The 23597-nt window shown below is 70.8% G+C and carries 15 protein-coding genes and 1 pseudogene; 9 read left to right on the plus strand and 7 right to left on the minus strand.

Annotation, left to right across the window (positions count from 1 at the left end; translation table 11 throughout):
- Positions 1–17: 17 nt before the first annotated feature.
- Genes ACFYTS_RS30430 through ACFYTS_RS30440 form a run of 3 tightly spaced genes read right to left on the minus strand, consistent with a single transcriptional unit; the run spans position 18 to position 2384 of the window.
- The gene (locus tag ACFYTS_RS30430; protein ID WP_387308968.1) at positions 18–863 is read right to left on the minus strand and encodes an RNA polymerase sigma factor; all 846 of its coding nucleotides are present in this window, start codon (positions 861–863) and stop codon (positions 18–20) included.
- 55 nt (positions 864–918) lie between these two features.
- Positions 919–1851, minus strand: a complete 933-nt coding sequence (locus ACFYTS_RS30435; RefSeq protein ID WP_387308969.1) for a haloalkane dehalogenase — start codon at positions 1849–1851, stop codon at positions 919–921.
- A gap of 23 nt (positions 1852–1874) precedes the next feature.
- Positions 1875–2384 (minus strand): MarR family winged helix-turn-helix transcriptional regulator, encoded by a 510-nt coding sequence (locus ACFYTS_RS30440; protein WP_357284945.1) that lies wholly within the window; start codon positions 2382–2384, stop codon positions 1875–1877.
- A 112-nt stretch (positions 2385–2496) separates the two neighbouring features.
- Here ACFYTS_RS30440 and ACFYTS_RS30445 point away from each other — a divergent pair, with 112 nt between their 5' ends.
- Positions 2497–4179: a DHA2 family efflux MFS transporter permease subunit gene (locus ACFYTS_RS30445; protein WP_387308970.1), complete on the plus strand. Its 1683-nt coding sequence runs from the start codon at positions 2497–2499 to the stop codon at positions 4177–4179.
- 101 nt (positions 4180–4280) lie between these two features.
- Positions 4281–5441, plus strand: coding sequence for a zinc-binding dehydrogenase (locus ACFYTS_RS30450; RefSeq protein WP_387308971.1), 1161 nt, complete (start codon positions 4281–4283; stop codon positions 5439–5441).
- A gap of 9 nt (positions 5442–5450) precedes the next feature.
- Here the strand turns inward: ACFYTS_RS30450 and ACFYTS_RS30455 are convergent, their stop codons facing one another.
- From ACFYTS_RS30455 to ACFYTS_RS30465, 3 genes are all read right to left on the minus strand, one after another.
- Positions 5451–7049, minus strand: a complete 1599-nt coding sequence (locus ACFYTS_RS30455; RefSeq protein ID WP_387308972.1) for a dynamin family protein — start codon at positions 7047–7049, stop codon at positions 5451–5453.
- A 275-nt stretch (positions 7050–7324) separates the two neighbouring features.
- Positions 7325–9172, minus strand: coding sequence for a dynamin family protein (locus tag ACFYTS_RS30460; RefSeq protein ID WP_387308981.1), 1848 nt, complete (start codon positions 9170–9172; stop codon positions 7325–7327).
- Positions 9173–9279: 107 nt separating this feature from the next.
- On the minus strand, positions 9280–11253 hold the full coding sequence (locus ACFYTS_RS30465; protein ID WP_387308973.1) for an IniB N-terminal domain-containing protein: 1974 nt from the start codon (positions 11251–11253) through the stop codon (positions 9280–9282).
- Positions 11254–11567: 314 nt separating this feature from the next.
- Between ACFYTS_RS30465 and ACFYTS_RS30470 the strand changes: the two genes are divergently transcribed.
- The 6 genes from ACFYTS_RS30470 (at position 11568) to ACFYTS_RS30495 (ending at position 21528) form a co-directional block, all read left to right on the plus strand.
- On the plus strand, positions 11568–13385 hold the full coding sequence (locus ACFYTS_RS30470) for an Hsp70 family protein (RefSeq protein WP_387308974.1): 1818 nt from the start codon (positions 11568–11570) through the stop codon (positions 13383–13385).
- 76 nt (positions 13386–13461) lie between these two features.
- Complete coding sequence (locus ACFYTS_RS30475) at positions 13462–16350, plus strand: LuxR C-terminal-related transcriptional regulator (protein ID WP_387308975.1); 2889 nt, start codon at positions 13462–13464, stop codon at positions 16348–16350.
- 43 nt (positions 16351–16393) lie between these two features.
- Positions 16394–17539, plus strand: a complete 1146-nt coding sequence (locus ACFYTS_RS30480; protein WP_357284964.1) for a hypothetical protein — start codon at positions 16394–16396, stop codon at positions 17537–17539.
- Between the two features lie 120 nt (positions 17540–17659).
- Positions 17660–19009: a S1 family peptidase gene (locus ACFYTS_RS30485; RefSeq protein WP_357284966.1), complete on the plus strand. Its 1350-nt coding sequence runs from the start codon at positions 17660–17662 to the stop codon at positions 19007–19009.
- Between the two features lie 184 nt (positions 19010–19193).
- Entirely contained in the window at positions 19194–20537 is a 1344-nt protein-coding gene (locus tag ACFYTS_RS30490) for a S1 family peptidase (protein ID WP_357284969.1), read from the plus strand.
- 163 nt (positions 20538–20700) lie between these two features.
- Positions 20701–21528 carry an NRDE family protein gene (locus ACFYTS_RS30495; protein WP_387308976.1) on the plus strand — a complete coding sequence of 276 codons (828 nt, stop codon included), beginning with the start codon at positions 20701–20703 and terminating at the stop codon, positions 21526–21528.
- Between the two features lie 78 nt (positions 21529–21606).
- Here the strand turns inward: ACFYTS_RS30495 and ACFYTS_RS30500 are convergent, their stop codons facing one another.
- Complete coding sequence (locus tag ACFYTS_RS30500) at positions 21607–22329, minus strand: hypothetical protein (RefSeq protein WP_387308977.1); 723 nt, start codon at positions 22327–22329, stop codon at positions 21607–21609.
- Between the two features lie 377 nt (positions 22330–22706).
- Here ACFYTS_RS30500 and ACFYTS_RS30505 point away from each other — a divergent pair.
- Positions 22707–23597, plus strand: a pseudogene (locus ACFYTS_RS30505) (Fe-S oxidoreductase); the annotation flags it as partial.

The raw sequence follows: 23597 nt of genomic DNA on the forward strand, positions 1-23597 counted from the left end.
TCATCCCGCAGCGAACCTCACTCCAGGAGCGGGAACCGGCCCGAGGCCAGCAACCCGGCGATGGCCTCCATCTTCGACTGCGGCGCAGCGTAATCCGGGTGCGCGCCCAGCACGGCCGCGGCGTCGTGCAGCCGGATCATCTGCCGCTCCGCCTCCGCCACACTCCGGCCGCCCGGCGTCACCGCGTGTGCGGCGAAGGCCGGGCGCTTCGGATCCACCCGCCCCAGTTCGACGGCCTTCTCCACCCGCCGTGAGCACCGGCAGAACGCCTGCGGATTCGCCAGGCCGCACGTCGACCGCAGGAAGTTGCCGAGCCGTTTCTTGGCCCGCTCCACCCGTTTCCGATACGCGGCCGGTGTCGCGCCGACGATCCAGGCCGCCTCCTCCGAGTTCACCTCGAACACATCGGAGAGCACGTACGCGACTCGTTCGTCACGCCCCAGGCATTGCAGCATCGCCTGACTGCAATTGAGGCGGACCTCGTGGGTGAGCAGCGTGGCCTCCGGACCGCGATAGTCCTCCTCCGCCAAGCCCTCCCGCAGTCCCTCGCCGAACTCGTCCAGGCTGAGCTGCCGCTGCTCCTGCGGCGTCTGCCGCTTCAGATTCAGCAGATAGTTGACGCCGATGCGGTACGCCCAGGTGGTGAGCTTGGCCTCGCCCCGCCAGCTGGCCAGATTGCCGACCACGCGCAGCAGAATCTCCTGGGTGGCATCCTCGGCGTCGGCGGGCCGCCACACCATGCGCAGCGCCAGCCGGTAGATCGGATCCTGCAGCAGCCGAACCACATCCGCGACGGCGGCGCGATCACCGCCGACGGCCCGCGCGACGAGATCGCGCTCGTCGATCTCCGATCCGGTCTCCATACCGCCAGCATAGGGACCGGGTCCGACATCGCGGGGCCGTCAGGCCGGCCGCCACTCAGGCGACAACGGGCGCGGTGAGCAGGGCGTGCTCGCGCAGCCAGCCGGCGACAGCCAGGCCGATGGCGTCGGGCTGATCCTCCGGGCAGTGGTGTCCGGCCGGGCCGATGTCGGCGAGCTCGGCGGACGCGAAGGTGCGCACCGCCCACTCCATCGCCTCCGGCGAACCCAGGCCGACCCCGTCCTCGACGTGCATGAGCAGCTTGGGCACCTCCGGGCTGGCCGCCATCCAGGCGTCGTAGTTCTCGATGATGGCGACCACGTCGGCGGGCTCGCCGTCGAGCGGGAACTCCCTGGGCCACACCAGCATCGGCTTGCGCGACTCCGGCGTCGGGTACGGCGCGCGATAGGCGTCGAGCGCCTCCAGGGTGAGGGTGCGGGTCGAGGCCGGCAGGTTGAACTCGATGAACATGTTCTTTTCCAGCACCATCTCCTCACCCTCGGGAGAACGGAAGCGGCGGAACAGTTCCGCGCCCTGCGGCGGCATGTCCGACCAGCTCATGGGGCGCAGGAAGGTCTCCACCACGGCGATGCCGCGCACCCGTTCGGGATGCCTTGCCGCCCAGTCCATTCCGAGCGCGCCGCCCCAGTCGTGACCGACGATGACGACCTGGTCCAGACCCAGGGCCTCGAACCAGGCGTCCAGGTAGCGGGCGTGATCGACGAAGCGGTAGTCGCTGTCCGGCTTGCCGGAGGCGCCCATGCCGATGAGATCCGGTGCGAAGACGCGGGTTTCACCGCTCACGTGCGGGATCACATCGCGCCAGATGTAGGACGAGGTGGGGTTGCCGTGCAGGAAGACGACGGGGACGGTACCGGCCGCGACGGGCCCGCTGCCGGTGTCGGTGTAGTTGATGAACGAGTCCAGAACGTCGATGGTGGCCATCGTGGTGTCCTTCCGGGTGAGTTGCCTACACCTGGTTGGACACACGCCCGGACGGCTTGTGACAGCCCTCAGCTGTGACCTGGGTCATACATCGCGCCCGGCTTCAGCGTCAGACCCGGGTGGACGCCCGGAGTGAGGCCATTGCCGACGGCCAGGCGCTGCAGCAGCGCCAGCATCCGCGGCCGATCCTCCGGTTCCAGCGGGGCCAGCAGCTCGGCGTTCAGCTGTTCGGCGAGCTCGGCCGCGCGGGCGATGGCCTCGCGGCCGGCGGGCAGCAGATGCACGGCGTGGGCGCGACGGTCGACGGGGTGGCGGCGGCGCTCGACCAGACCCCGCTGCTCCAGTGCGTCGATCAGGCTGACCATGACATTGCGGTGGATTCCGAGCGTGTCGCACAACTGCTGCTGGGTGCGGCCGTCATTGGCCTCGAGCAGCCGCAGCGTGCCGTATTGCGGGGGCTTGATCCCCAGGGGCGCGAGCAGCTGATCGAACCGGTACGCGGAATGCGACCCCAACTGCCCCAAGAGGAATGCGGGACTTTCGAACAGCGGCGAGTGCTGGGGATCGGCATCGGTCACCGGCACAGACTACAGCAATGCCCGATCCATGATTGCCCTCTTGATTGATAATCACTTCAGGTGCATAGTTTGAGGCAGACCTCCACCCACACCGAATCGAAGAGAGTTCGCAGTGGATACCGACAACACCCCCACCCTCGATCCACGCCGCTGGATCGCCTTCGCCGTCGTGCTGGCCGCGGGATTCATGGACCTGCTCGACGTCACCATCGTCAATGTCGCCGTCCCCAGCATCCAGAAGGACCTGGGCGCGGCCTACTCGCAGATCGAATGGATCATCGCCGCGTACGTGCTGTCCTTCGCGGCGGTGCTCATCACCGGCGGCCGGCTCGGCGACATCTACGGCCGCAAACGCCTGTTCCTGATCGGCGTCGCGGGATTCACCGCGGCCTCGCTGGCCTGCGGCCTGGCGACTTCGCCCGGCATGCTCATCGGCTCCCGGTTCGTGCAGGGCGCGATGGCCGGGCTCATGGTGCCGCAGATCCTGGCCATCATCCGGGTTACCTTCCCGAAGGACGAGCGCGCCAAGGCGATCGCCGTGTACAGCGGGGTCGGCGGGTCCGCGTCGGCGGTCGGTCTGTCACTGGGCGGGCTGCTCGTCGAGTGGAATCTGTTCGACCTGGACTGGCGGCCGATCTTCCTGGTGAACGTGCCGGTCGGGCTGCTCGCGCTGGGTGCGGCCGCCGTCGTCATGCGGGATTCGCGGTCCACGCACGCGCCGCGGCTGGACATCGCCGGCATGGTGCTGGCCATCTCCGCGGTGCTACTGCTGGTGTACCCGCTCACCGAGGGCCGCCGATTGGATTGGCCCGCCTGGACTTTCGTCATGATCGGGGCGGCGGCGGTGACCTTCGCGGCCTTCCTGGTCTACGAGCGGTGGCGGGCCCGCACCACCGGGTCGCCGCTGATCGACCTGGAGCTGTTCCGGTCGCGGCCGTTCACGGTCGGCTTGGCCAGCTGGCTGCTGTTCTGGATCGGCTTCGGCGGGTTCTTCCTGATCTGGACCCTGTTCATGCAGGCCGGTCTCGGCTGGTCGCCCATGCGGGCCGGACTCACCTCGGCATTCTTCGCGGTCGGCGCGGGCATCGGGGCGGGCGTCTCGGTGAGCGCCCTCGCGCCGCGGTTCGGCAAGTGGGTGCTGCTGGTCGGCGGGCTGATCACCGCGGGCGGATTCGCCTTATACGGTGTGCTCGCCACCCGCTACGAATCCGATTTCGCCTCCTGGCAAATGGTGTTCCCGCTGGTGGTGACCGGTATCGGATTCGGCATCGTGGTCGCGCCGACCATCGACATGCTGCTCGGGCAGATTCCCGACCGTGAGGCCGGGGCCGCGTCGGGGCTGCTGAACACCGGACAGCAGCTGGGGCTGGCGCTGGGCGTGGCGCTGGTCGGGATCCTGTTCTTCGGGCAGCTGGATCACGACTCGGCACGCGGCGTGGATTCCGTCGCGGCACAGACCCGCACGGAGTTGGCCGCCGCCGGGGTGCCGGACGGCGCGCGGGAGCAGATTCTCGCGGGCTTCTCCGCCTGCGTGCGGGACCGCTCCGGTGCGGTGGACCCATCGGTGGTTCCGCCCAGCTGTGAGTCGGCTCCCGCGGACCCCGCGATCGGCGGGATCCTGACGCGGGCGGGCGAAGACGCCAACGCGGTCAACTTCGCGCACACCTTCGAGTACACGCTGTGGTGGGGTATCGGGCTGATCGCCCTGGTCTGCGTCGGATTCCTGGCGCTGCCGCGCGACACCCGGCTCGAACAGCACGAGATGGCGGCCGAGGAGGACCTCCTCGGGGTCTGACCGCCACGCGCGACGGCCGCCGGTTCGGGGAATTCCTCTGACCGGCGGCCGCTTCCGGGGAAGAATCCAGACGAATCATCGACTTCCGACAGGAGCCAGTCATGCGCGCGGCCGTGGTCAGTAAGGGCGAATTCCAGGTCGAGGACCTCCCGACTCCCGTGCCGGGGCCGGGCCAAGTGCTCATCTCCGTCACCCGCTGCGGCATCTGCGGCTCCGACCTGCACGCCCGCCTGCACTGCGACGAACTCGCCGACTTGGCCGCCGCCACCGGCTACGACCGGTTCATGCGGTCGGAACAGCGCATCGTCATGGGGCACGAATTCACCGGGGAGATCCTGGAATACGGTCCCGGCACCCGGCGGCGCTGGAAGCCGGGCACCCCGGTGGTCGCCCTGCCGATCCTGCGCACCGGGCGGCAGCCCGAACTGACGGGACTGTCCGCGCACGCGCCGGGCGGCTACGCCGAACAGGTCCTGATCCAGGAACCCATGACCTTCCCGGTCCCCAACGGCCTCTCCCCCGACCACGCGGCCCTCACCGAACCCATGGCCGTGGCCTGGCACGCGGTCCGCAAGAGCCGGATCACCAAGGGCCAGACCGCTTTCGTCATCGGCTGCGGGCCGATCGGCCTGGCCGTCATCTCCATGTTGAAGGCCGCGGGCGTCCACACCGTCGTCGCCAGCGACTTCTCCCCCCGCCGCCGGGAACTGGCCGCGGCCTGTGGAGCAGATGTGGTGGTCGACCCCGCCACCGAATCCCCGTGGGAGTCGACTCCGAAGAAGTCCCGCATCACGGGCGCCGCCGACATTCTCAACCTCGGCTTCGACGCCATGGAACGCCTGCGGCGCATCCCCAATATTCCGTGGTGGTACCTGTTCCGTGCGGCCCACACGCTCCAACGCGGGCCCTCCGGTCCGGTCGTCTTCGAATGCGTCGGCGTCCCCGGCATCATCGACCAGATCCTCACGGCCGCACCGCCGTTGACCCGGGTCGTGGTCGTCGGCGTGTGCATGCAGCAGGACGCGTTCCATCCCGCCACCGCGATCAACAAGGAGATCGAGCTGCGCTTCGTGCTCGGCTACGACCCCGGCGAATTCCGCGACACCCTGCACATGATCGCCGACGGCAAGGTCGACCCGTCACCGCTGATCACGGGCACCGTGGGCCTCGACGGTATCGACACCGCTTTCACCACCCTCGCCTCCCCCGAGCACCACGCCAAGATCCTCATCGACCCGCGCAGCGACCGCACCGCGCCCTGACCGGGGACGTTATCGGCCGGGGCGCAGGGCCGGGAACGGGGTCGTCGGGGGCTCGTGGAGGATCTCCAGCAGGCCCTCGGCGCTGCGCGCGGCGGTGAGGCAGGCATTCGCGGTGAACTGATCGGCCAAGGGGTGGCGGGCCCGGTTTCGCCACTTCTGAACCGCGGCCAAGGCCGCTTCGCGCTGGGTGGGGACGTCGGTGTGGGCGGGCAGGCCCAGGCGGAGGGTGGGGGCCACGCCGGTGCCGCCGATCAGGCGGTTGAGTTCCGCGAGATCCTCCGGGGGCAAAGGGAGTTCGTCGGAGCGGAGGTGCGACAGCAGACGTAGTTCGGCGAAGCCGTGGACGTCGGCCAGCAGGGTGCGGACGCGCGGGAGCAGGGCGTCGGCCGGGGAGCCTTGGTTGGCGGCGAGAATGCGGGCCAGCGCGGTCAGTGCCGAGTGGGCCTTCAATTCGTCCGCACGCTGGGCGAATTGAACATCCAGGACGGTGCGCAGTTCGTCGAGGCCGCTGCGGCTGGAGAGTTCGGCGGCCAGCGCCTGCGAGCCGCGGACGCCCAGGCGGACCAGGGTGACGGCCAGTCGGATACCGAACAGGCCGAATCGCGCGGCCAGGTGGGCGCGGAGGTCGGCGGGGACCGGGAGGGGCAGGTCGGGGTGGGCGAAACGGTCGGCCGAGAGAAGGGCGGTGGTGAGGTCGTCGACGGGGATGGCGGCCAGCGCCTCGAAGGCGTCGTACTCCCGCTGCCGGAGGGTGGCGGCCGCGAAGGCCAGCAGACCCGCCACCGGAATCACCGACTGGCACAGGCCCGTTCGCTCCAGTTCCGTCGCGAAACGGGAGGCCACGTCGCGCGCCGAATGCAGGGCGTCGATGCGGCCCGCACCGATCTCATCGGCCCGCGACACCACGCCGACCACACCCAGTGGCCCCGAGAAACCCTGCGGTGCAACGCTACTACCGTTGTGACCGCCGCCGATCCGCTCCAGGAAATCGACATCGGCGGCGTCCAGCCGGCGCAGGAGGTAGAGCACGGCGTCGGCGGGCGGCAGCGCCGGGCCAGGGCCGCCGGGGGTCAGCAGCCGCGACGTGCGGGCCGACACCTCCCGCGACAGCGACGAGATCCCGGGGGTGTCGATGATGGTGGTCTGCGCCAGCTCGGCCGACGGCCACTCCACCGCCAGCTGATCCACCTCGCGCGGGGTCGGCGAATTCCAGCGCAGCGCCGACAGATCGAAGGTGAGACCGTGCGCGCCGGGCAGCCCCTCGGCCCCACGGCCACGGCGCACCACCACATCGGCGCGGGCGCCGTCCACGCTGTACGCGGTGACCCGGGGCGCGGTCCCATTGCGGTACCAGGTGACCAGGCGGGTGCACTCGGTGGCGTCGGTGGGCGCGATGTCCTGCCCGACCAGAGCGTTCAACAGGGTCGACTTGCCCGCCTTGAGCTGACCTGCCAGGGCCACCCGCAGCGGCTCGTCCAACCGCCGCGCGCACTCGTCCAGTTGAGCCCGTACCCGCGGCTGCTCGCCGAGCGCCCGCCGGGCCGCGGCCAGCAGCCCGCGCGTCTCCGGTACCAGCCCGTATCCGACACCGCTCGCGTCGTCCCTCATAGGCTCCCGATTCCGAAGCACACCGCACCTCCACGCATCCGCAAGGCATTCGCCGGGACACGCGGAATCGTTATCAGACCCCGCCGGGTCTCACAGCCGATTCCCAGGCCCGGGCATCGGCCCGCGCCGCCCGGGGACACGACTCCGTCCGCCACACCCTGATCTTGCCCGGCCCCGAGCGAATCCCCCGACCCGGCCTCGGTGTGCCGCACCGGCCGGCGCCGGTGCCTCCCCGTGCGCGCCAAGCCCCCTGAGGCTCGGCGCGCGCGACGGGTTCAGCGCGCGGCGGGCGGGAGCTGGGGGTGATTGCCCGGCGGCAGTGCGCCGGGCGACTCCGGGCCGAGGAGCGCGCCCGCGTGGCGGCGGAGTTCCCCCACGACGTGCAGGCGGCGTTCCAATTCGGCGGCCCGTTCGGTGCGACGCGCGGCCTCCACATTGGCGGCCTCCTGGGCGGCGCGCAGGGACTCGTCGATGGAGCGCAGGGTGCGGTCGGCGATGGCGGTGAAATGGTCGCGCAGCAACCGGTGAATACGGTGCAGGCGGTCCTTGGTCTCCTTGCCGCTGTGGAAGGCGATGTCGTCGAGATAGCGGCGCACCGCCATCTTGGCGTCGACGCGGCGCTTGGCCAGGCGGGCCTTCTTGTCGTCGCTGAACGCCTTGCCGCCCAGCAGAACTCCCGCGCCCAGGGAGAGCGGATTGATCAGCGCCATCCCCGCCATGGTGCCGACCATGCCCGCCATGATCACGCCGCCGTACGAGCCGCGCACGCCCACCAGCAGCTTGTGACTCAAGCCGAGATCCGGTTCCAGATCGGCGAGAGTGCAGGACCCGGTGCGGGAGTCGTCGTCGAGGGTGTCGCGGACCTCGGGCAGATCCACCGCGCCCAGATCGGTGAAATGGGTGGCGACCCGCTCGGCCAGCTTCACCGCCCGGGTGCCGGTCCACACCAGGTTGTCCCCGACCGCGGAACCGACGGTGGCCGTGAGCCATTCGTCCATGCTGTCCCAGTGCTTGCCGGGATCGTGGTCGTCGATCCAGTCCTCGGCGGTGCGGGAGATGTCCCGCAGCCGGTTGCGCAGATCGTGGTCGATATCGCCCGCCAGATCGGTGATGCCGTCGCCGAGGGTCTGCTGCCAGGCCGCGGTGTGGCGGTGCAGCTTCTCCGCCTCGGCCTTGGCGGCGTGCAGTTCCCGGATGGCGGCCGCGCCGCGCGCCGGATCCCGCAAGGCGACCAGCTCACTGCCCAACGCCAGCGCGAGATGCTCCGCGGCGGAGGAAATGTCGAGGGCGACCGCGCGTTGCATGGCCGCCTGATCCCGCGCCACCACCTGCTCCCGCAGGAACTGGAAAACCGGACCGAACCCGGACTCGCGGCCGAGCCCCTCGTCCTGCAGGCGCATGGCGTGGGAGCGCAGCACCGCCGAGACCGGCAGGATCGGCATCTCGATCTCATGGGCACGCAGGTGCTTCCGGTTCGCCTCGAACACCTGCCGCCAGTGCGGGTACAGATCGATCTTGGTGACCAGCACCGCGACGGCCGGGCACAACTCCCGCACCTGCCGCAGGAAATCCACCTCGGGATCGGTCAGCTCGGTGGAGGCGTCGGTGAGCACCAGGACGGCGTCGGCGGCCGGGGCCTGCGCGAGAACGCCTGCCGCGCCGGTGGTTCCGTGCGCGCCCAGCCCGGGCGTGTCCACCACCACGATGCCGTCGGCGAGCAGCTGACTCGGGGCCTCGAGTTCGACGCGGAGCACGGCGCGGCCCTGCGGGCCGCGGGCGGTGAGCGCAGGGACGGCCTCGAACGGCACCGCCTCCCGAGTGTTCTCGCCGCCGTCCGCGCCCGCCGCGACCACCGTCGCGCGCGGTTGCGGACCGTAGGACAGGACGGTGGTGACCGCGGTGGCGATATCGTCGGCGACCGGGCACACATCCAGATTGACCAGCGCGTTGACGAATCGGCTCTTGCCCTGATTCCCCAAGCCCGCCACCAGGATCCGGCGGCGCGGATCGCGCACCTTGCCCGCCACCGTCTCCAGCCGCGCGACCAGGTCGCCGCGTTCCGCGGCCCGCGCCACCGCAATGGTCTCCGAGACCATCGTCAACAGCGGATTCGCCGCCACCATGCCTGTCACAGCTTGCTCACCGACCTGCTCCAGCCATCCGTGTTCCGAGTGCACCTTCGAGAGACTGTCGCTGACCGCGGCGAACCCGCGGTGAGCGACCCCTCGCGTCACGAGTGCAGGATGTCGCCGACGATATCGCCGCCCGCGTGGGCCCCGAGATCCACCCCGGTGTGCGCGCCGCCGTCGCCGAACAGCGACGCATCCGGACCGGTGGTGTGCACTCCGCCACCGAAGGCCTGCGAAACATCCACTCCGGCCCAGGGATTCGCACCCGCGCCGTGCAGCCCGGCGTCCACCGCGCCGCCGCCGTGCATCCCGGCATCCAGACCGGTCCCGACCTGGGCCCCGCCGCCGACCTGCGTCGCCCCGGTGACCCCGGTGTCGAGCCCGGCCACCGCGTTCCCGACCCCGGTCAGACCGGTGCCGAGACCCGCGCCGACCTGCGAACCCGCGCCGACCGCCGAGTGCACCCCGGCATCCAGACCGGTCCCGGCCTGGGTCCCGGCACCAACAGCGCCGTGGAGGCCGGTGTCGAGCACGCCCTGCACGCCGGTGCCGATTCCGGTCGCCGCACCGCCCACGCCGGAAATGCCCGTCTCCAAACCACTTCCGACCTGCGCGCCGAGCCCGGTACCCCCATTCGCCGCGCTATTGAGCCCGGTCTCGAGCCCCGCACCGACCTGCGTACCCGCACCGACCGCGGTGTTCAGCCCGGCATCGAGACCGGTACCCAGCTGCGCACCCGTGTGCAGCCCGGTGTCCAGGCCCGAGCCCAGCTGCGTCCCGAGGTCCGCACCGGTGTGCAACCCGGTACCCAGGCCCGCACCCAGCTGCGTCCCGAGGTCCGCACCGGTGTGCAACCCGGCGTCGAGACCCGTACCCAGCTGCGCTCCCGTGTTCAGGCCGGTCCCGAGACCCGCGCCCAGCTGCGTGCCCGCGCCGACCGCGGTGTTCAGCCCCGCGCCGAGACCGCCGCCCAGCTGGGTGCCGAGATCCGCGCCCGCCTGGAGTCCGGTGTTCAGCCCCGCGCCCAGCTGGGTGCCGGCACCGACAGCGGTGTCGACGCCCGCGCCCAGGTTTCCGCCCAGCTGGGTGCCGAGGTCCGCGCCCGCGTGCAGGCCGGTGTCCAGGCCCGCGCCGAGCTGGGTGCCCGCGCCGAGGAGGGCGTCGGCGGTGCCGGAGAGGCCGGTCTCCAGGCCGGTGCCGAGCTGGGTGCCGAGGGCGGCACCGGTGGTCACCGCGGCATTGAGGCCGGTCTGCAGACCGGCGCCGGTGTCGAGGGCGCCGTTCAGGCCCGTCTGCAGGCCCGCGCCCGCGGTGATGGCGGTGGAGAGCCCCGCGCCGAGCCCGGCCTCCAGGTCGGCGGCGGTGGTGATCGCTCCGGTCAGTCCGGTGGTGAGATCCGCGCCACCGTGGGCGACCGCGTCGAGCGCGCCCTGCAGGCCGGTTTCCAGGCCCGCGCCCGCCGCCAGGCCGCCGGTGAGGGCGGAGGTCAGGTCGGCGGCGGCCTGGGCGCCGAGGACGCCGCCCAGATTGGCTTCGACACCGGCCGCGACGTCGGCGGCCGCGCCGAGCGCACCGCCGAGTCCGGCGGTCAGGCCCGCACCGAGTCCGGCGGCCGCGTCCACGGCCGCGCCGACGCTGTTGGCGAGACCCAGCTCCAGGCCGGTGCCGACCTCGGGGCCGAGGTTGACCTGGGTGGCGGCGAGGGTGGCGACCCCGAGGTTCAGAGCCGCGTTGTCGACGAGACCGATGCCCACGTTCGCACCGACTCCGGTGACCGCGCCGACGCCGGCGTTCGCGCCGAGACCCGCGTCCGCGCCGAGGCCGGCGTCCAGACCGGTGGCGGCGCCGAGGCCGGCGGCCCCGCCGCCCGCGGCGATGATGCTCGACAGCTGCGAACCTCCGGCAACCAGCGCGGATTCCGCCACCATCGGCGCCACGGCCGCGATGTCCTCCGGGGTCACGGTGTCCAGGCCGGCGGCGGCGAGGGCCGCGCCCGGATTGGTGCAATAACTGACGGCGGCCTCGTGGTCGCGCAGCAGGTTGAGGATGAACTCGAGAATTGCGTTGGGGCTCATGATGAATCGTCTCCCTGGTGGGGCGGGCCCCGTTGACCCGCACTGCTCGAATTGACTTTCACGTTGGGAAGACGACTTGTTACGCGTGTGGGGTGAACTCCCCCGGTTTCCCCATCGATCACCTTGGGGGTCCGGCGACCATTAGGGGAATTTCCCCAAACCTGCCGGGGAATCGGTAACGAGAACCCCCCAGCAACCGACAGGCTCGGTGGGCCGCCCGGCCTAACAGAGGGTTTTCAGACATATCGGACCAAGAGCTTTCGAGCGGCACGCGCAACACCCACCGCGTGTCCGGTAATGACAGGGGAACTCGAATGAGTCAGGGGCTGGCGCTCGGCATCACGGTCGGGTCGTCGAACACGGTTGCCGTGACAACTTCGGGGGGACAGCACAAGCTCCATACCCGGCCCAGCACGCTGGGCGCGGAGACGGAGGTTCCGGAGAGTTTCCTGTCCCGGGTCGGGGATCCCGTGGACATCCGCACCCGCGACGGTTCCGTCGTCCGGGCCGCGGACCTGGTGGCGACCGCCATCGGCCGCGTGGTGACGGATATGGGCCCGGCGGGCGCCTCGGTCGCCTGCTACCCGGCCTGGTGGTCGCAGCACACCGTGGAAACGCAGCGGACCGCGCTGGACGCGGCCGGACTGGGCGAGGTCGCCCTGGTCCCGGAACCGGCGGCGGCCATGCGCTGGCTGCAGGACGTGAACGGCTCCAGCCATGACGGCGCGATGGTGGTGTACGACCTCGGAGCCACCGGACTGACCGTCTCGGTGGCCCGCACGGGCGCTATGTCGGGCCTGCTCGGCGAACCGGTCCGCAGCACCGCGGTGGCGGGTTCGGAATTCGATCTGCTGACGATGAGATATGTCCTCGCCTATGCGGTCGGCGAAAAAGATTTCGATCCTTTCGACCCGGTAGTGGAACAAGAATTGGCGGCGCTCCGGGAACGCTGCAAAATTGCGAAAGAAACTCTCTCCACAAATACCGCCACCATGGTGCCGGTACGTTTACCCATGCTCGGCGTCGCCGATGTGCGACTGGTTCGCGACGATATCGAGGAGCTGCTGCGGGGTCCGCTCCTCGGTTCGACCGACCTGGTCCGTGAGGCGCTGCGCCGTGCCGGACTGACCGCCGCCGATCTGGACGGCTTCCTGCTCATCGGCGGCGGCGCGAGCATCCCGCTGGTAACCGAGCTGTTGTCCACCGAGTTCGGCGTCCCGGTCGCGGCCGCCGCCGACCCGGCCCACCTGAGCGCGCACGGCGCGGCCCTGCTGGCCGCCGACCTGCTCGCCGACATCACCGAGACCGAGGCCCACCCGGCCATCGCGATCGGCGGCCCGACCTACGCCGAGGCCGACGGCAGCACCGCACTCATTCCGCCCCGGACCGCCGCGGGCATGCCCCGCCGCATCGGCGGCGGCTCCCTACCCGAATCCGCCGACGCCGCCCCGGCGGCAGCCGCCGGACTCGAGACGACGGAATCCGCCGCGGCTCCGCGTATTCCGCTGCTGCCCGAACTGCCCGTCGAGGAACCCCGGAGCGGCTTCCGGCACTGGAAGCGGCTGGCCGTGTTCGGCGCGGCCGCCATCGCGGTGGCCGCCGTGGCGACCGGCACGCTGGCCATGGGCACCGGCGACCGGTCCACCCCCGCGAATCCCGCGGGGACGCCGACCCCTTCGACCTCGGCGGTGGCCCTGGACAAGGCCGCGCCGAACGGCGGGGCCACCCCCTCCGGCGCGCCCGCCGCGACCGTGCCGGGCAGTCCGATCGCCGCGGTGAACTCGCCCCAGCAGCCCGGCGCCACCCAGCCGGGCGGCGCCCAGCCCGGCACACCGGCCTCCGGCGCCCCCGTGGGCGCTCCGGCCGCCCCGGGCGGCCAGTCGGATACCCCTGCCCAGCAACAGAATCCGGTGCCGGAGCAGTCGCCGCAGACCCAGCAGGCGCAGCCGCAACCCGCACCGCAGACCCAGCCGCAGCCCGCCCCGGCGCAGCAGCAGCCGCCGGTGCAGACCATGCAGTTGCCGCAGCCTCCCGTGCCCGCCCCCGTGCAGGTGCCGGCGCCCCAGCTCCCGACGGGAGCCTTGAACAACGCCGTCGACGGACTCGGGAAAATTCCCGGTACGCACGGCTGAGAGTTGGTTCCTCGTGACAGGCGTTACCCCAGTCGCGCTCGATTCACTTCCGGGCGCGCGAGAGATATTCCGGGACTTGGATTCCGGCGATTCCGGCGCGGTGCTGTACCTCATCCGCGGCCGTTCCGGCACCGGTAAGTCCACCCTGCTGGGCGCGATCCGGGCGCGGCTACGCGCCCGCGGCGTCGCGCTCACCGACCATCCGGCACAGGCCCCGCGTCCCGGCGGCGCGGAGACCGGCCGCCCCCGGACCGCCCTGGTCGTCGACGACGCGCACACCCTCGGCGCGGCCGAGTTCGATCTGCTCCGCGCCGCGGCCGAATCCGGGGAGTACCCGGTCGTCATCGCGCTGCGGTCGCGGCCGCACGACGCCCGGCTGCGCGGGCTCACCGATCTGGTGGCCCGCCGCGGCCGCGTGATCGATCTGCGCGCCCTGGGTGCGACCGAGATCGCCCCGTTCGCACGGGAATTGGGCATGATGGTGCCGCGCGGCCTGGCCCAGCACATCCATCGCCAGACCGGCGGCATCCACGGCGGCGTGGTGGCCGCCCTGACCGCCGCCTGCGCGACCCGCCTGGACGCGGGCGTGACGGCCGTCGATCAAGCGGTGACCGCGTGGGCCCGGACCCGGCTCGACGACTCCGACCCGGACCTGCTCGACGCCCTGGTGGTGGCCGCCATCGGCGCGGGCCTGGATACCGGCGAACTGACCGAGGTCCTCGACCTCTCCCCCGCCGACGCCCAGAGCCTGGTGGACCGGGCCCGGGGCAGCGCCCTGGTCACCGATGCCGATCTCCTGCTGGCCCCGGCGGTCGCGCCGCTGCGCACCCTCGTCGGCGACCGCCGTTTCCTGACCGTCGCCCGCCGCCTGCTGCACGCCCGCCTGGAGGCCGGACTGCTGCGCGACCACACCGCGCTGCTGCTCGCCGAATCCGGACTCCGCGACGAGCGGCTGGCCGCGTTCCTGTGCGTCGCCGCGGAACGCGCCGGTGACGAGGCCGTCCGCTACTACGCGTCAGCGGCCGCCGCCGGTGCGGACCCGGAGGCGCTGGCGGTCCGCTGGGCCGACGCCGCGGCCCGCAGCGGCGACGGCGACACCGCGCTGCGCCTGGCCGAGCCCAGCCTGGCGAATCCGGCGATCCCGCTCGCCGATCTGGCCGTCGCGGTCCGTGTCTGCGCGGGCGTCTGGACCCGGCGCGGTCTGGCGGATCGAGCGGCGCAGCTCTACACGTGGCTCGGGCCCGCCCGGGTGGGCGCGGACTGGGCGGTGGCGGCCACCGTGCTGTACCTGTCCGGCGATGTCCGAGGCGCCCGGGCCCTCTCGGTCAATGCCGGGCAGTGGCCGCCCACCGAGGCGACCTCACGGGCCGCGTCCATCGCGCATGCCCTGTCCGATTCGATCGGATCGCCCGGAGCCCAGCCGGCCCACCGCCCCGGTGCCGCGCAGCGCGGAGTGACCGCGTCCGGAACGCTCGGCGGCGGGCGTTCCGGGACCGGACAACCGTCGCCCGGCGCGGCCGGCAACGGTCGCACCGGAACCGAATACTCCTCGGCGCCCGCGTCTTTCCACCGCCCTGCGCCGGGGACCGACCCGGCCCGCGGCGCGCACGACGGGGTCGCCGGGCGCAACGGCGGACCCGGCGGTGCGGGTGCGCTCGCCGCCGGTGACCACCGCGGCCACACCGTCACGGGCGCCCGACCGCATTCGCCGGCGCAGGTCAGCGACTTCGGAACCGACTCGGCCCCAACCGGTTTCACCGCGGAGATGCGGGCTGTCCCCCCGGCGACCCTCGCCGGGCAGCGTTTCGCCAATCCGGCGCAGGCTCGCCGCGGTGCGGCCGTGTCGGCGGCGTCGGCGCTGATCCACGCGGCGCACTCCGGTCCGGCCCCGGCCGACGACGGCGGCGATCGCTTCCTGCCGTGCTCGGCGGTGTCGATCGCGGTGCTGCTGTGCCTGAGCATGGGTGACCCCCGCCGCGCCGCCGACGCCCTGCGCGGCGCGAGCCCCACGCCGCAGAGCCTGGTGCTCGGCGCCTGGGTGGCCATGCTGGGCGGCGACGAGCATTCGGCCGCCACCCTCATGTCGGAAGTGCCGGTGGCGGAACTGGATCCGCGTGATCGCCTGCTCGCGCACGGCGTGATCGTCGGCCTGGCCCGCCGCAGCGGCGACCACGCCGCGCTGGCCCTGGCCTGGCAGCAGGCCTACCCGCTGTTCGACGAGGTCGGCGCGGACCTGCTGGCGCTGCTGCCCATCGGCGAACTGTGGCTGGCCGGCATCCGTTTGCGCGACGAGGCGCGGATGACCGCCCTGGTGACCGGCGCCGACGAACTGCTGCGCCGCCTCGGCGAACCGCCGGTCTGGTCGAATGCCTTCCACTGGTACGCGATTCAGGCCGCCATCGCCCAGGAGAGCCCGGAAGCGCTGCTGCCGCATGCCCATCGGCTGAAGACGGCCGCCTCGGCGGGCGATCCGCAGGCCGCCGTGCTGGCCGACGCGGGCCGCACCTGGGTGCTGGTGCTGCGCGGACAGGTGGTGCGGGATCGGGTCGAGGGCGCGGTGGCGCGACTGGCCGGGCTCGGCCTGCGCTGGGACGCCGCCCGTCTGGCCAGTGAGGCCGCGCTGGCGGCGAGCGACGCCGCCACCGCGACCGCCCTGCTGAAGCTGGCCCGCACGGTGCGGGCGCAGTCCCGGCCGCCGGAATCGCCGGTCCGGGTGCCCGAGCCCGCGGCCCCGCAGGCACGCCCGGAACCGGTCACCGATACCGTGCTGAGCGAACGCGAACGCGAGGTGGCCGAACTGGTGCTGCTGGGTTTGACGTACCGGGAGATCGGGGCCCGGCTCTACATCTCGGCCAAAACCGTGGAACATCACGTGGCCCGGATGAGACGTCGAATCGGTGCGGGGTCGCGTTCGGAGTTATTGTCAATGCTCCGCGCCATGGGTCACGGTTCACTCCTGGTCTGATCCGGACGCGGAGAGACCGGACGCACCGAGTGAGGTAACGAGAATGGCCACTGGCGTGGGCCTGCGGATCGCGGACGACGAATCCGTCGTAGCCGTGGTGACCGGCGACGACGCCACGCTCCCGGTGCATTACACCGTGCGTGAATCGGTGCTGCACATGTCCGACGACGGGGACGCCGTGCTGGGCGGGGACGCGCCGGAGGGCTATTCGCACTCCATTCGCGGCTTCGTCGGCGCGGTCGGCGACCCGGCCGGGCTGGCGGTGGACGACGGGGAGGCGTACCGGGCCGAGGACCTGATGGCCACGGCGGTGTTCTGCCTGATCAGTCAGGCCGCCGAACACCTCAACGGGCCCGCCGAGTTCTATCTCGCACACCCGACCGGCTGGACCGACCCGCACGTGCGCTCGCTGCGCGAGGCCCTGGACTACCTGGGCCTGAAGTCGGTGGTGCTGGTCAGTGAGCGCGACCTACCGCAGGCGGACGCGGAGACCGGCAAGACCCTCGCCTACAACGCGGCCCGTGCGGCCCTGGCGGCGGTGCTGTCCACTCCGGCCGGGCTGACCCCGCCCGATGCCACCGCGTCCGCCGTGAACGCCGCCGACGTCACCGATGTGCTGCCCGCGCTGAAGTCGTCCGAGCCGCTGGCGCAGGCCTATTCGGCCGCGGTCGCGGCGGTTCCGGCCGCCACCGCCGCCGAGCCGGTGGTCACCCGATCGATTCCGGCGGCCGCGGTCACGCACGCGCCCCGCGCTTCCCGGGGCCCGTACATCATCGCCGGGGCGGCCGCGCTGATCGGTTTGCTGCTCGTTGGCGTCGGAGTGGCGGCGGTGTTGCGCCAGGACGACTCCACCCCCGGCCCGCCGCGCGGCGAGGTCCGCAACGAACCGGACGCCACCGCGGGAGTGGCGCCGCCGCTGCTACCGCCCACCGGTTCGCTGCATCCGACCGCGGCCGCGCCCGTCGATCCGGCCGACGCCCCGGTGACCTCCGAGGCGCCGACCACGACGACGCCGCCGCCGACCACCACCACTCCGGAGCCGACGACCACTCTGCCGCCGGTTCCGGCGACCACGGTGCCGACCACCACCCGCCCGTATCCGCCGATCTATCAGATCCCGCCGGTACCGACATTCGGCCTGCCGCCTGCTCCGGTGCTGCAGGACCCGTGGGGACAGAGTCAGCGCTGATTTCGTAGCGACCATCCGAGGTTTGTGCCCTAAAGTGGTGCGCTGACCGACCTTCCGGAAGGTAACCCGGGAACCTTTCACCGCCGAAGCCGGTCTGCTGGTGCACTACGAAGGGACTCCATGCGCAAGTTCATGGCGCGCCGCGCCGCGGTCCGAGCAGCCACCGTCGCCGTTGCCTCGACCGTTCTCATCGGGCCCCTTCTGAGCACCGCCACGGCAGACCCGGCCTCCCCGGATCAGCTTGCCGCCGAGAGCCTTCCGGCCGAACTGGTGACCGCCATCCAGCGCGATCTGAAGATGACTCCGGCCGAATACCTGGACCGCGCGGCCAAGGCCCAGCAGTTGCGGGACTACGCCAGCGAATTCCGCACCCAGCGCCCCGACGACTTCGCCGGCGCCTGGATCGGGACCGACGGCAAGCCGGTGCTGGCCGTCACCTCCCTCGACGCCGCCAAGGTCGCCGCGGCCGCCGGGTACCAGACCCGGCTGGCCCCGATCAGCGCGGACGGCCTGGAGAACTCGGTCGATCAGCTGAACCAGTGGATCACCACGCTGCCGCGGGAGATCTCGGGCGCGATCAATTCGGTGGCCATCGACTTCCTCAACAGCCAGCTGGTGCTCAGCGTCGCCAACACCCCGGGCGGCCATTTGCTGAATCTGCCCACCCTGATCGCCAATATCAAGGTGATCCTGTCGCCGAACTCCGGCGGCCCGGTGGAGCGGCGGCCGATGGGCGGCGACACCTACATCACCGCGCCGACTCCGCTCGACACCTCGCTGCACGGGGTGGATGTGTGCTCGTTCGGATTCAACAGCGTCGATTCCGCGGGCAATGCGCTGAACATCAGCGCGGGGCATTGCAATCCGAATGTGGACAAGGGCACCAGCGCCGAGGTGTACCTGCCGAATGTCAAAAACCTGTTGTCCAGTCCGAAGGTCGGCACTTTCGTCACCTCGAACCTGGGCGGCAGCAGTGCACTGGACTATTCGGTCATCAAGCTCAATGACGACGCGGTGAAGGCGGGCATGGATCAGCCGTCGGTGCGCGGCGCCAACGGCACCACTCTCACCATTACCGGTGTGGCCGACCCGATCACCGGCGCGCCGGTCTGCAAGTCGGGCCAGTCGTCCACGTTCACCTGCGGTTTCGTGGTGGCGGACCGGGTCGAGACCCAGCTCTACACCACCGAGGGCAATTCGAAGACGATCCGCGGCTTCGCCTCCAGCGCCTGCACCCTGGGCGGTGACAGCGGCGGCGCCATCGTCACCGGCACCCTGGCGCTGGGCATCACCAGCGGTTCCAACGCGGCGGACGCACCGAACTGCAACGAGGCCAACACGCAGCTCGCGCAGTACGGCGGCACCGCGTCGCTGGGCATCCCGCTGCGCCCGATTCTGAACGAAATCGACGCCAATTCGGGCGGCGGCGTCGGCAGCGGAATTCAGGTGCGGACTCGCTCGCACACGTGAGTGATTCACCCGTCAGCGATTCACGCCGAGTGACGGATTCGCGGCCCGGTGCGACGGGCCGCGAAAATCGGACATCCCCCGCATTGGGGGTCAATCTCCCATGCCTGCCGTTTGCTCGGCGAATACCGAAACGTCATCTGGCAATAAGTAGGCATAACGGGCCGGACACCATATAGTCGGGGCCATGCTCCTGCCACGTATGCGCGCCTCCATGCCTGCCGCGGGCCGACGCCCGCGGTCCCTTGTCCGAACTGCGGCGATCGCGGCCACCGCGGTTCTCGTCGCCGGACCCTTGGCGGCGAGCGCACACGCGGAGCCCGAGACCCCCGCGACCCCGAACCTGCCGGCCGAGCTGATCACCGCGATCACCCGCGACCTCAAGATCTCCCCGCAGGACTACCTGAACCGCGCCGACGTCGCGCAGAAGGTGGCCACCTTCGCCACCACCGCGCAGCGCCAGTTCCCGGATGTCTTCGGTGGCGCCTGGCTGGACGAGACCGGCAAGGCGATCGTGGCGCTCGCCCCCGGCGACGCGCACGAGCAGGCTCGCAAGGCCGTGCAGGACGCCGGTTTCACCGCCAAGGACGTCGCCAAGAGCGAGACCACCCTGCGCGGCGAGAAGAACGCCTTCCAGCAGTGGCTCAAGGACCAGCCGGAGTCGGTGTCCAAGTCGATCCGTGGCGTGGCCGTCGACACCCTGAACAACAGCATCGCGGTCCGCGTGGACAAGGCCGACATCCCGCTGCCCGGTTTCGTGGACCCGGCGCGCGTCATCGTCATGACCGCCCCGCCGGTCGGCGGCGAGGGCCAGGACGTCCCGAAGGCCGCGGAGATCGCCGGAGCCGGCCCGCGCACCATGGCCGCCGGTGACGCCTTCGCCTCGGTGGCCGGTCGCATGTCGCTGCGCTGCTCGCTGGGCTTCAACGGCGTGGACGGCAACGGCAATGTCGTGAACATCACCGCGGGCCACTGCAACCCGAACATCCCTGCCACCGGCGGCGCCAACTCCCCCGGCGTGTTCCAGCTGGCCGGCGAGAGCATGGGCCCGCAGATGGGCTCGTTCCAGAAGTCGGTGCTGGGCAACCAGGACTACTCGATCGTCGGCATCAACGACCAGTTCCGGGACAGCTTCTCCAACCCGCTGGTGAGCGTTCCGAACGCGGCCCCGATCACCGTCACCGGTGTGGCCGTCCCGGTGGTCGGCGCCCCGGTCTGCAAGTCGGGCGCGCGCGCCGGCTTCAGCTGCGGCGTGGTGAACGCCGTCGACCAGACCGTCCAGGTCGGCGACCGCTTGCTCACCCAGTCGTTCTCGTCGAATATCTGCGCCCTGCCCGGTGATTCGGGCGGCCCGCTGGTGACCGGCACCCTGGCGCTGGGCATCTCCAGCGCCTCCTCGGTCGCCGACTACCCGATCTGCGAGATCCCGAACCTGATCGGTCTGATCACCGGCAACACCCCGCAGCTGTTCGCGCAGCCGATCAGCACGGTGCTCTCCGACAACCCGGGTCTGCGGGTGCGCACCAGCTAGGCACAGCGTCCTCGGAAAGGCCGGTAGCTCAACCGCTACCGGCCTTTTCGCTTTCTCGGGTACCCGGGGGCCCTCCGAGGGCAGCGGTGGGGCGGTGGGTAAGCAGTGGGACGGGAGTGATCGGGCGTGGTCGCGGCCCGGCCGGTTCGGGCATCCTGGAGCTATGTGTTTGGCGTTGCTCGGCTGGCGGGCCCATCCGGACTACCGGTTGATCCTGGCCGCCAATCGGGACGAGTTCTTCACCCGCCCAACGGAATCGCTGCGCCGCTGGGACGAGGTGCCGGGCCTGCTCGCGGGCCGGGATCGGGGTGCGGCCGGTCCGGTGCCCGGCACCTGGCTGGGCGTGCTGCCCGACCGGCACCGCTTCGCCACGGTCACCAATGTGCGACTACCCGGCGAGTTCCGCACCGACGTTCGCTCCCGCGGCGCGCTGCTGATGGATTTCCTGCGCGGCGACGCGGTACCGGAGAAGTTCGCGCGCGGCATCGCGGCCGCCCCCGACGACTACAACGGCTTCAATCTGCTGGTCTCGGATCTGGAAACGCTGTGGTGGCACAGTAATCGGAGCGAGGGCGGCCCCCGGGAACTGCCGCCCGGCTTCCACGGCGTCTCCAATAACGCACTGGTCGGTTCGCTGACACCGGACGGCACGGTCGTCACCGACACCGATGCCTCCGTGTGGCCGAAAGTCCGCAATGGCGTGCGCGCGCTGGCCGCGGTACCGCCGGGCGATGTCGCGGGATATCTCGGAGTGCTGGCCGACCGCACCGCGGCCCCCGCCGCCGAACTGCCCCGCACCGGCCTCGACCGGCTCACCGAACGCTCCGCCTCGGCGCGTTTCGTCAACCATCCCGTGCACGGAACCCGCTGCAGCACAGTCCTTCTGGTGCGCGAGGACGGCCGCTACGTGATGACCGAGCGCACCTTCGCCCGCTTCGGCCGCCGCCGCGACACCGTGGTGCTCGAGGGCCGGATGGACCTCCCCGCCTGAAAAAGCACCAGGCCCGCCTCCGACGAGCGAGGCGGGCCTGGTGTTCGAACCTGCCGGGGCGATGCCCCGGCGACGTCACTAGTTCGGGGTGACCTGCTGCTGGGCAGCGGGAGCCCACTTGGTGGTGCCGTCCGGCGCCTGCATGGTGTTCAGCAGGTCGATACCGGCCGCGACCAGGGTCGGGCCACCCGCGGCGATGGTGCCGAGGATGCCGCCGATGCCGGCGCCCGCGACCAGACCCGGCACGCAGCCGGCGACGATGGTCACAACGCAGCCGATAATCGCGCCGAGGGCGGTGCCCACGAAGCTGCCGATGCCCAGCGCGAGGCTGAACTGGGTGGAGAAGTAGCTCATCGCCTTCTGGTTCTCGTCAGAGGAGGCGATCGGCTTGGCGGAGGCGACCGGCGCGGCGGCCAGCACCTGGGTGCCGGGGTTGAAGTCGGCCGGCTTCTCCGGAACGACCTCGAGCACCTTGCCGTCTTCCTTGACCTCGGACTTGACCGGGATCTGGGTGCCCGCCGCGGTGTAGGACAGCGGGAACGAGATCACGACCGCGCCCTGCTGGTCCTTGACGTTCACCACAGTCTGCTTCGGGTCCTCGGGCGTCGCGCCGTCCTGCTGCGCGAGTTCGAAGGCGCCGTTCTTCAGGGTGGAGACGATCGTCTTGCCGTCGACCAGCTTGGTGGAATAGTTGATTCCAGCAGGCTGTGCGGGAGCGTTGTCGGCGTGTGCGGTCGTCATCCCGATGGTCATTGCGCCGATGACCAGGGCAGCAGCCGCAGTGGTACTGCGAAGCTTCATTCGATTGGTTTCCAATCCGTCATGAGGTATATCCGCTGCGCGCTCTTCGCCACGCGAGGCCCGGCTTCCCTCGGGCCATGCCTCTACGCGCTAGGACGAGTCCTCCCCGAGCATGTGAAGACGCGCACAGCTGTCGGACAGCGTGAGCCTAGTCGATCACATTACGATTTGCGAGATCGGTTTCTTTCTGCACGCCACCATGTTTGGAAGTAAGCCTGCCCTTGGTTAAGGGCGTGATTTGCCGGGATTTACGGTGTGGGAAACCCTGGACAACTAAGTTACCGACGAGTAACTTACCGTCCATTAGGATACGAGCAACTCGAGGCGTACCAGGCTGCCTCGCGAAACGCTCGTAGAACCGTAAGAGAGGTCGCGACATGAATGCCCTGACAGTGACACTGGGCACGCTTGGGGCGGTGTTCACAGTCTTCTGTTGGGCATCGTTCATCGGAGGCGTGCGAAATATCGTGCGCACCGTCATGGTCGGGCAGTCCGCGCCCGATCGCTGGCGGCCGTTCTTCCCACGCTTCAAGACCATGTTCGTGGAGTTCCTCGCGCACACGCGCATGAACAAGTTCCGCACGGTCGGCTGGGCGCACTGGCTGGTCATGATCGGCTTCCTCGCCGGGTTCATCCTGTGGTTCGAGGCCTACGGTCAGACCTTCGACCCCGAATTCCATTGGCCCATCATCGGTTCCTGGGGCATCTACCACCTGGTGGACGAATTCCTCGGCATCGGAACCGTGGTCGGCATCATCGTGCTGATCGTGATCCGCCAGCTGAACCACCCGCGCGTTCCGGCGCGGCTGTCGCGCTTCAGCGGCTCGAAGTTCGCGCCCGCCTATGTGATCGAGTCCATCGTCCTCGTCGAGGGTCTGGGCATGGTCTTCGTGAAGGCCGGCAAGATCGCGACCTACCACGAGTCCCACACCTGGAGCGACTTCTTCACCGAGCAGGTCGCCAAGCTGCTGCCCGAGTCGATCGCCATGGTGTCGATCTTCGCGTTCATCAAGCTCTGCTCCGGCGCGCTGTTCCTGCTGCTGGTCGGCCGCAATGTCACCTGGGGTGTCGCGTGGCACCGTTTCGCCGCGTTCCCGAACATCTACTTCAAGCGTGAGGACGACGGCGACGTCGCCCTGGGCGCGGCAAAGCCGATGATGTCCAACGGCAAGGCGATCGAGATGGAGACCGCCGATCCGGACAACGACACCTTCGGTGTCGGCAAGTTCGAGGACTTCTCCTGGAAGGACATCCTCGACGTCACCACC

The sequence above is a fragment of the Nocardia sp. NPDC004151 genome (assembly GCF_042874235.1).
Taxonomy (GTDB): Bacteria; Actinomycetota; Actinomycetes; order Mycobacteriales; family Mycobacteriaceae; genus Nocardia.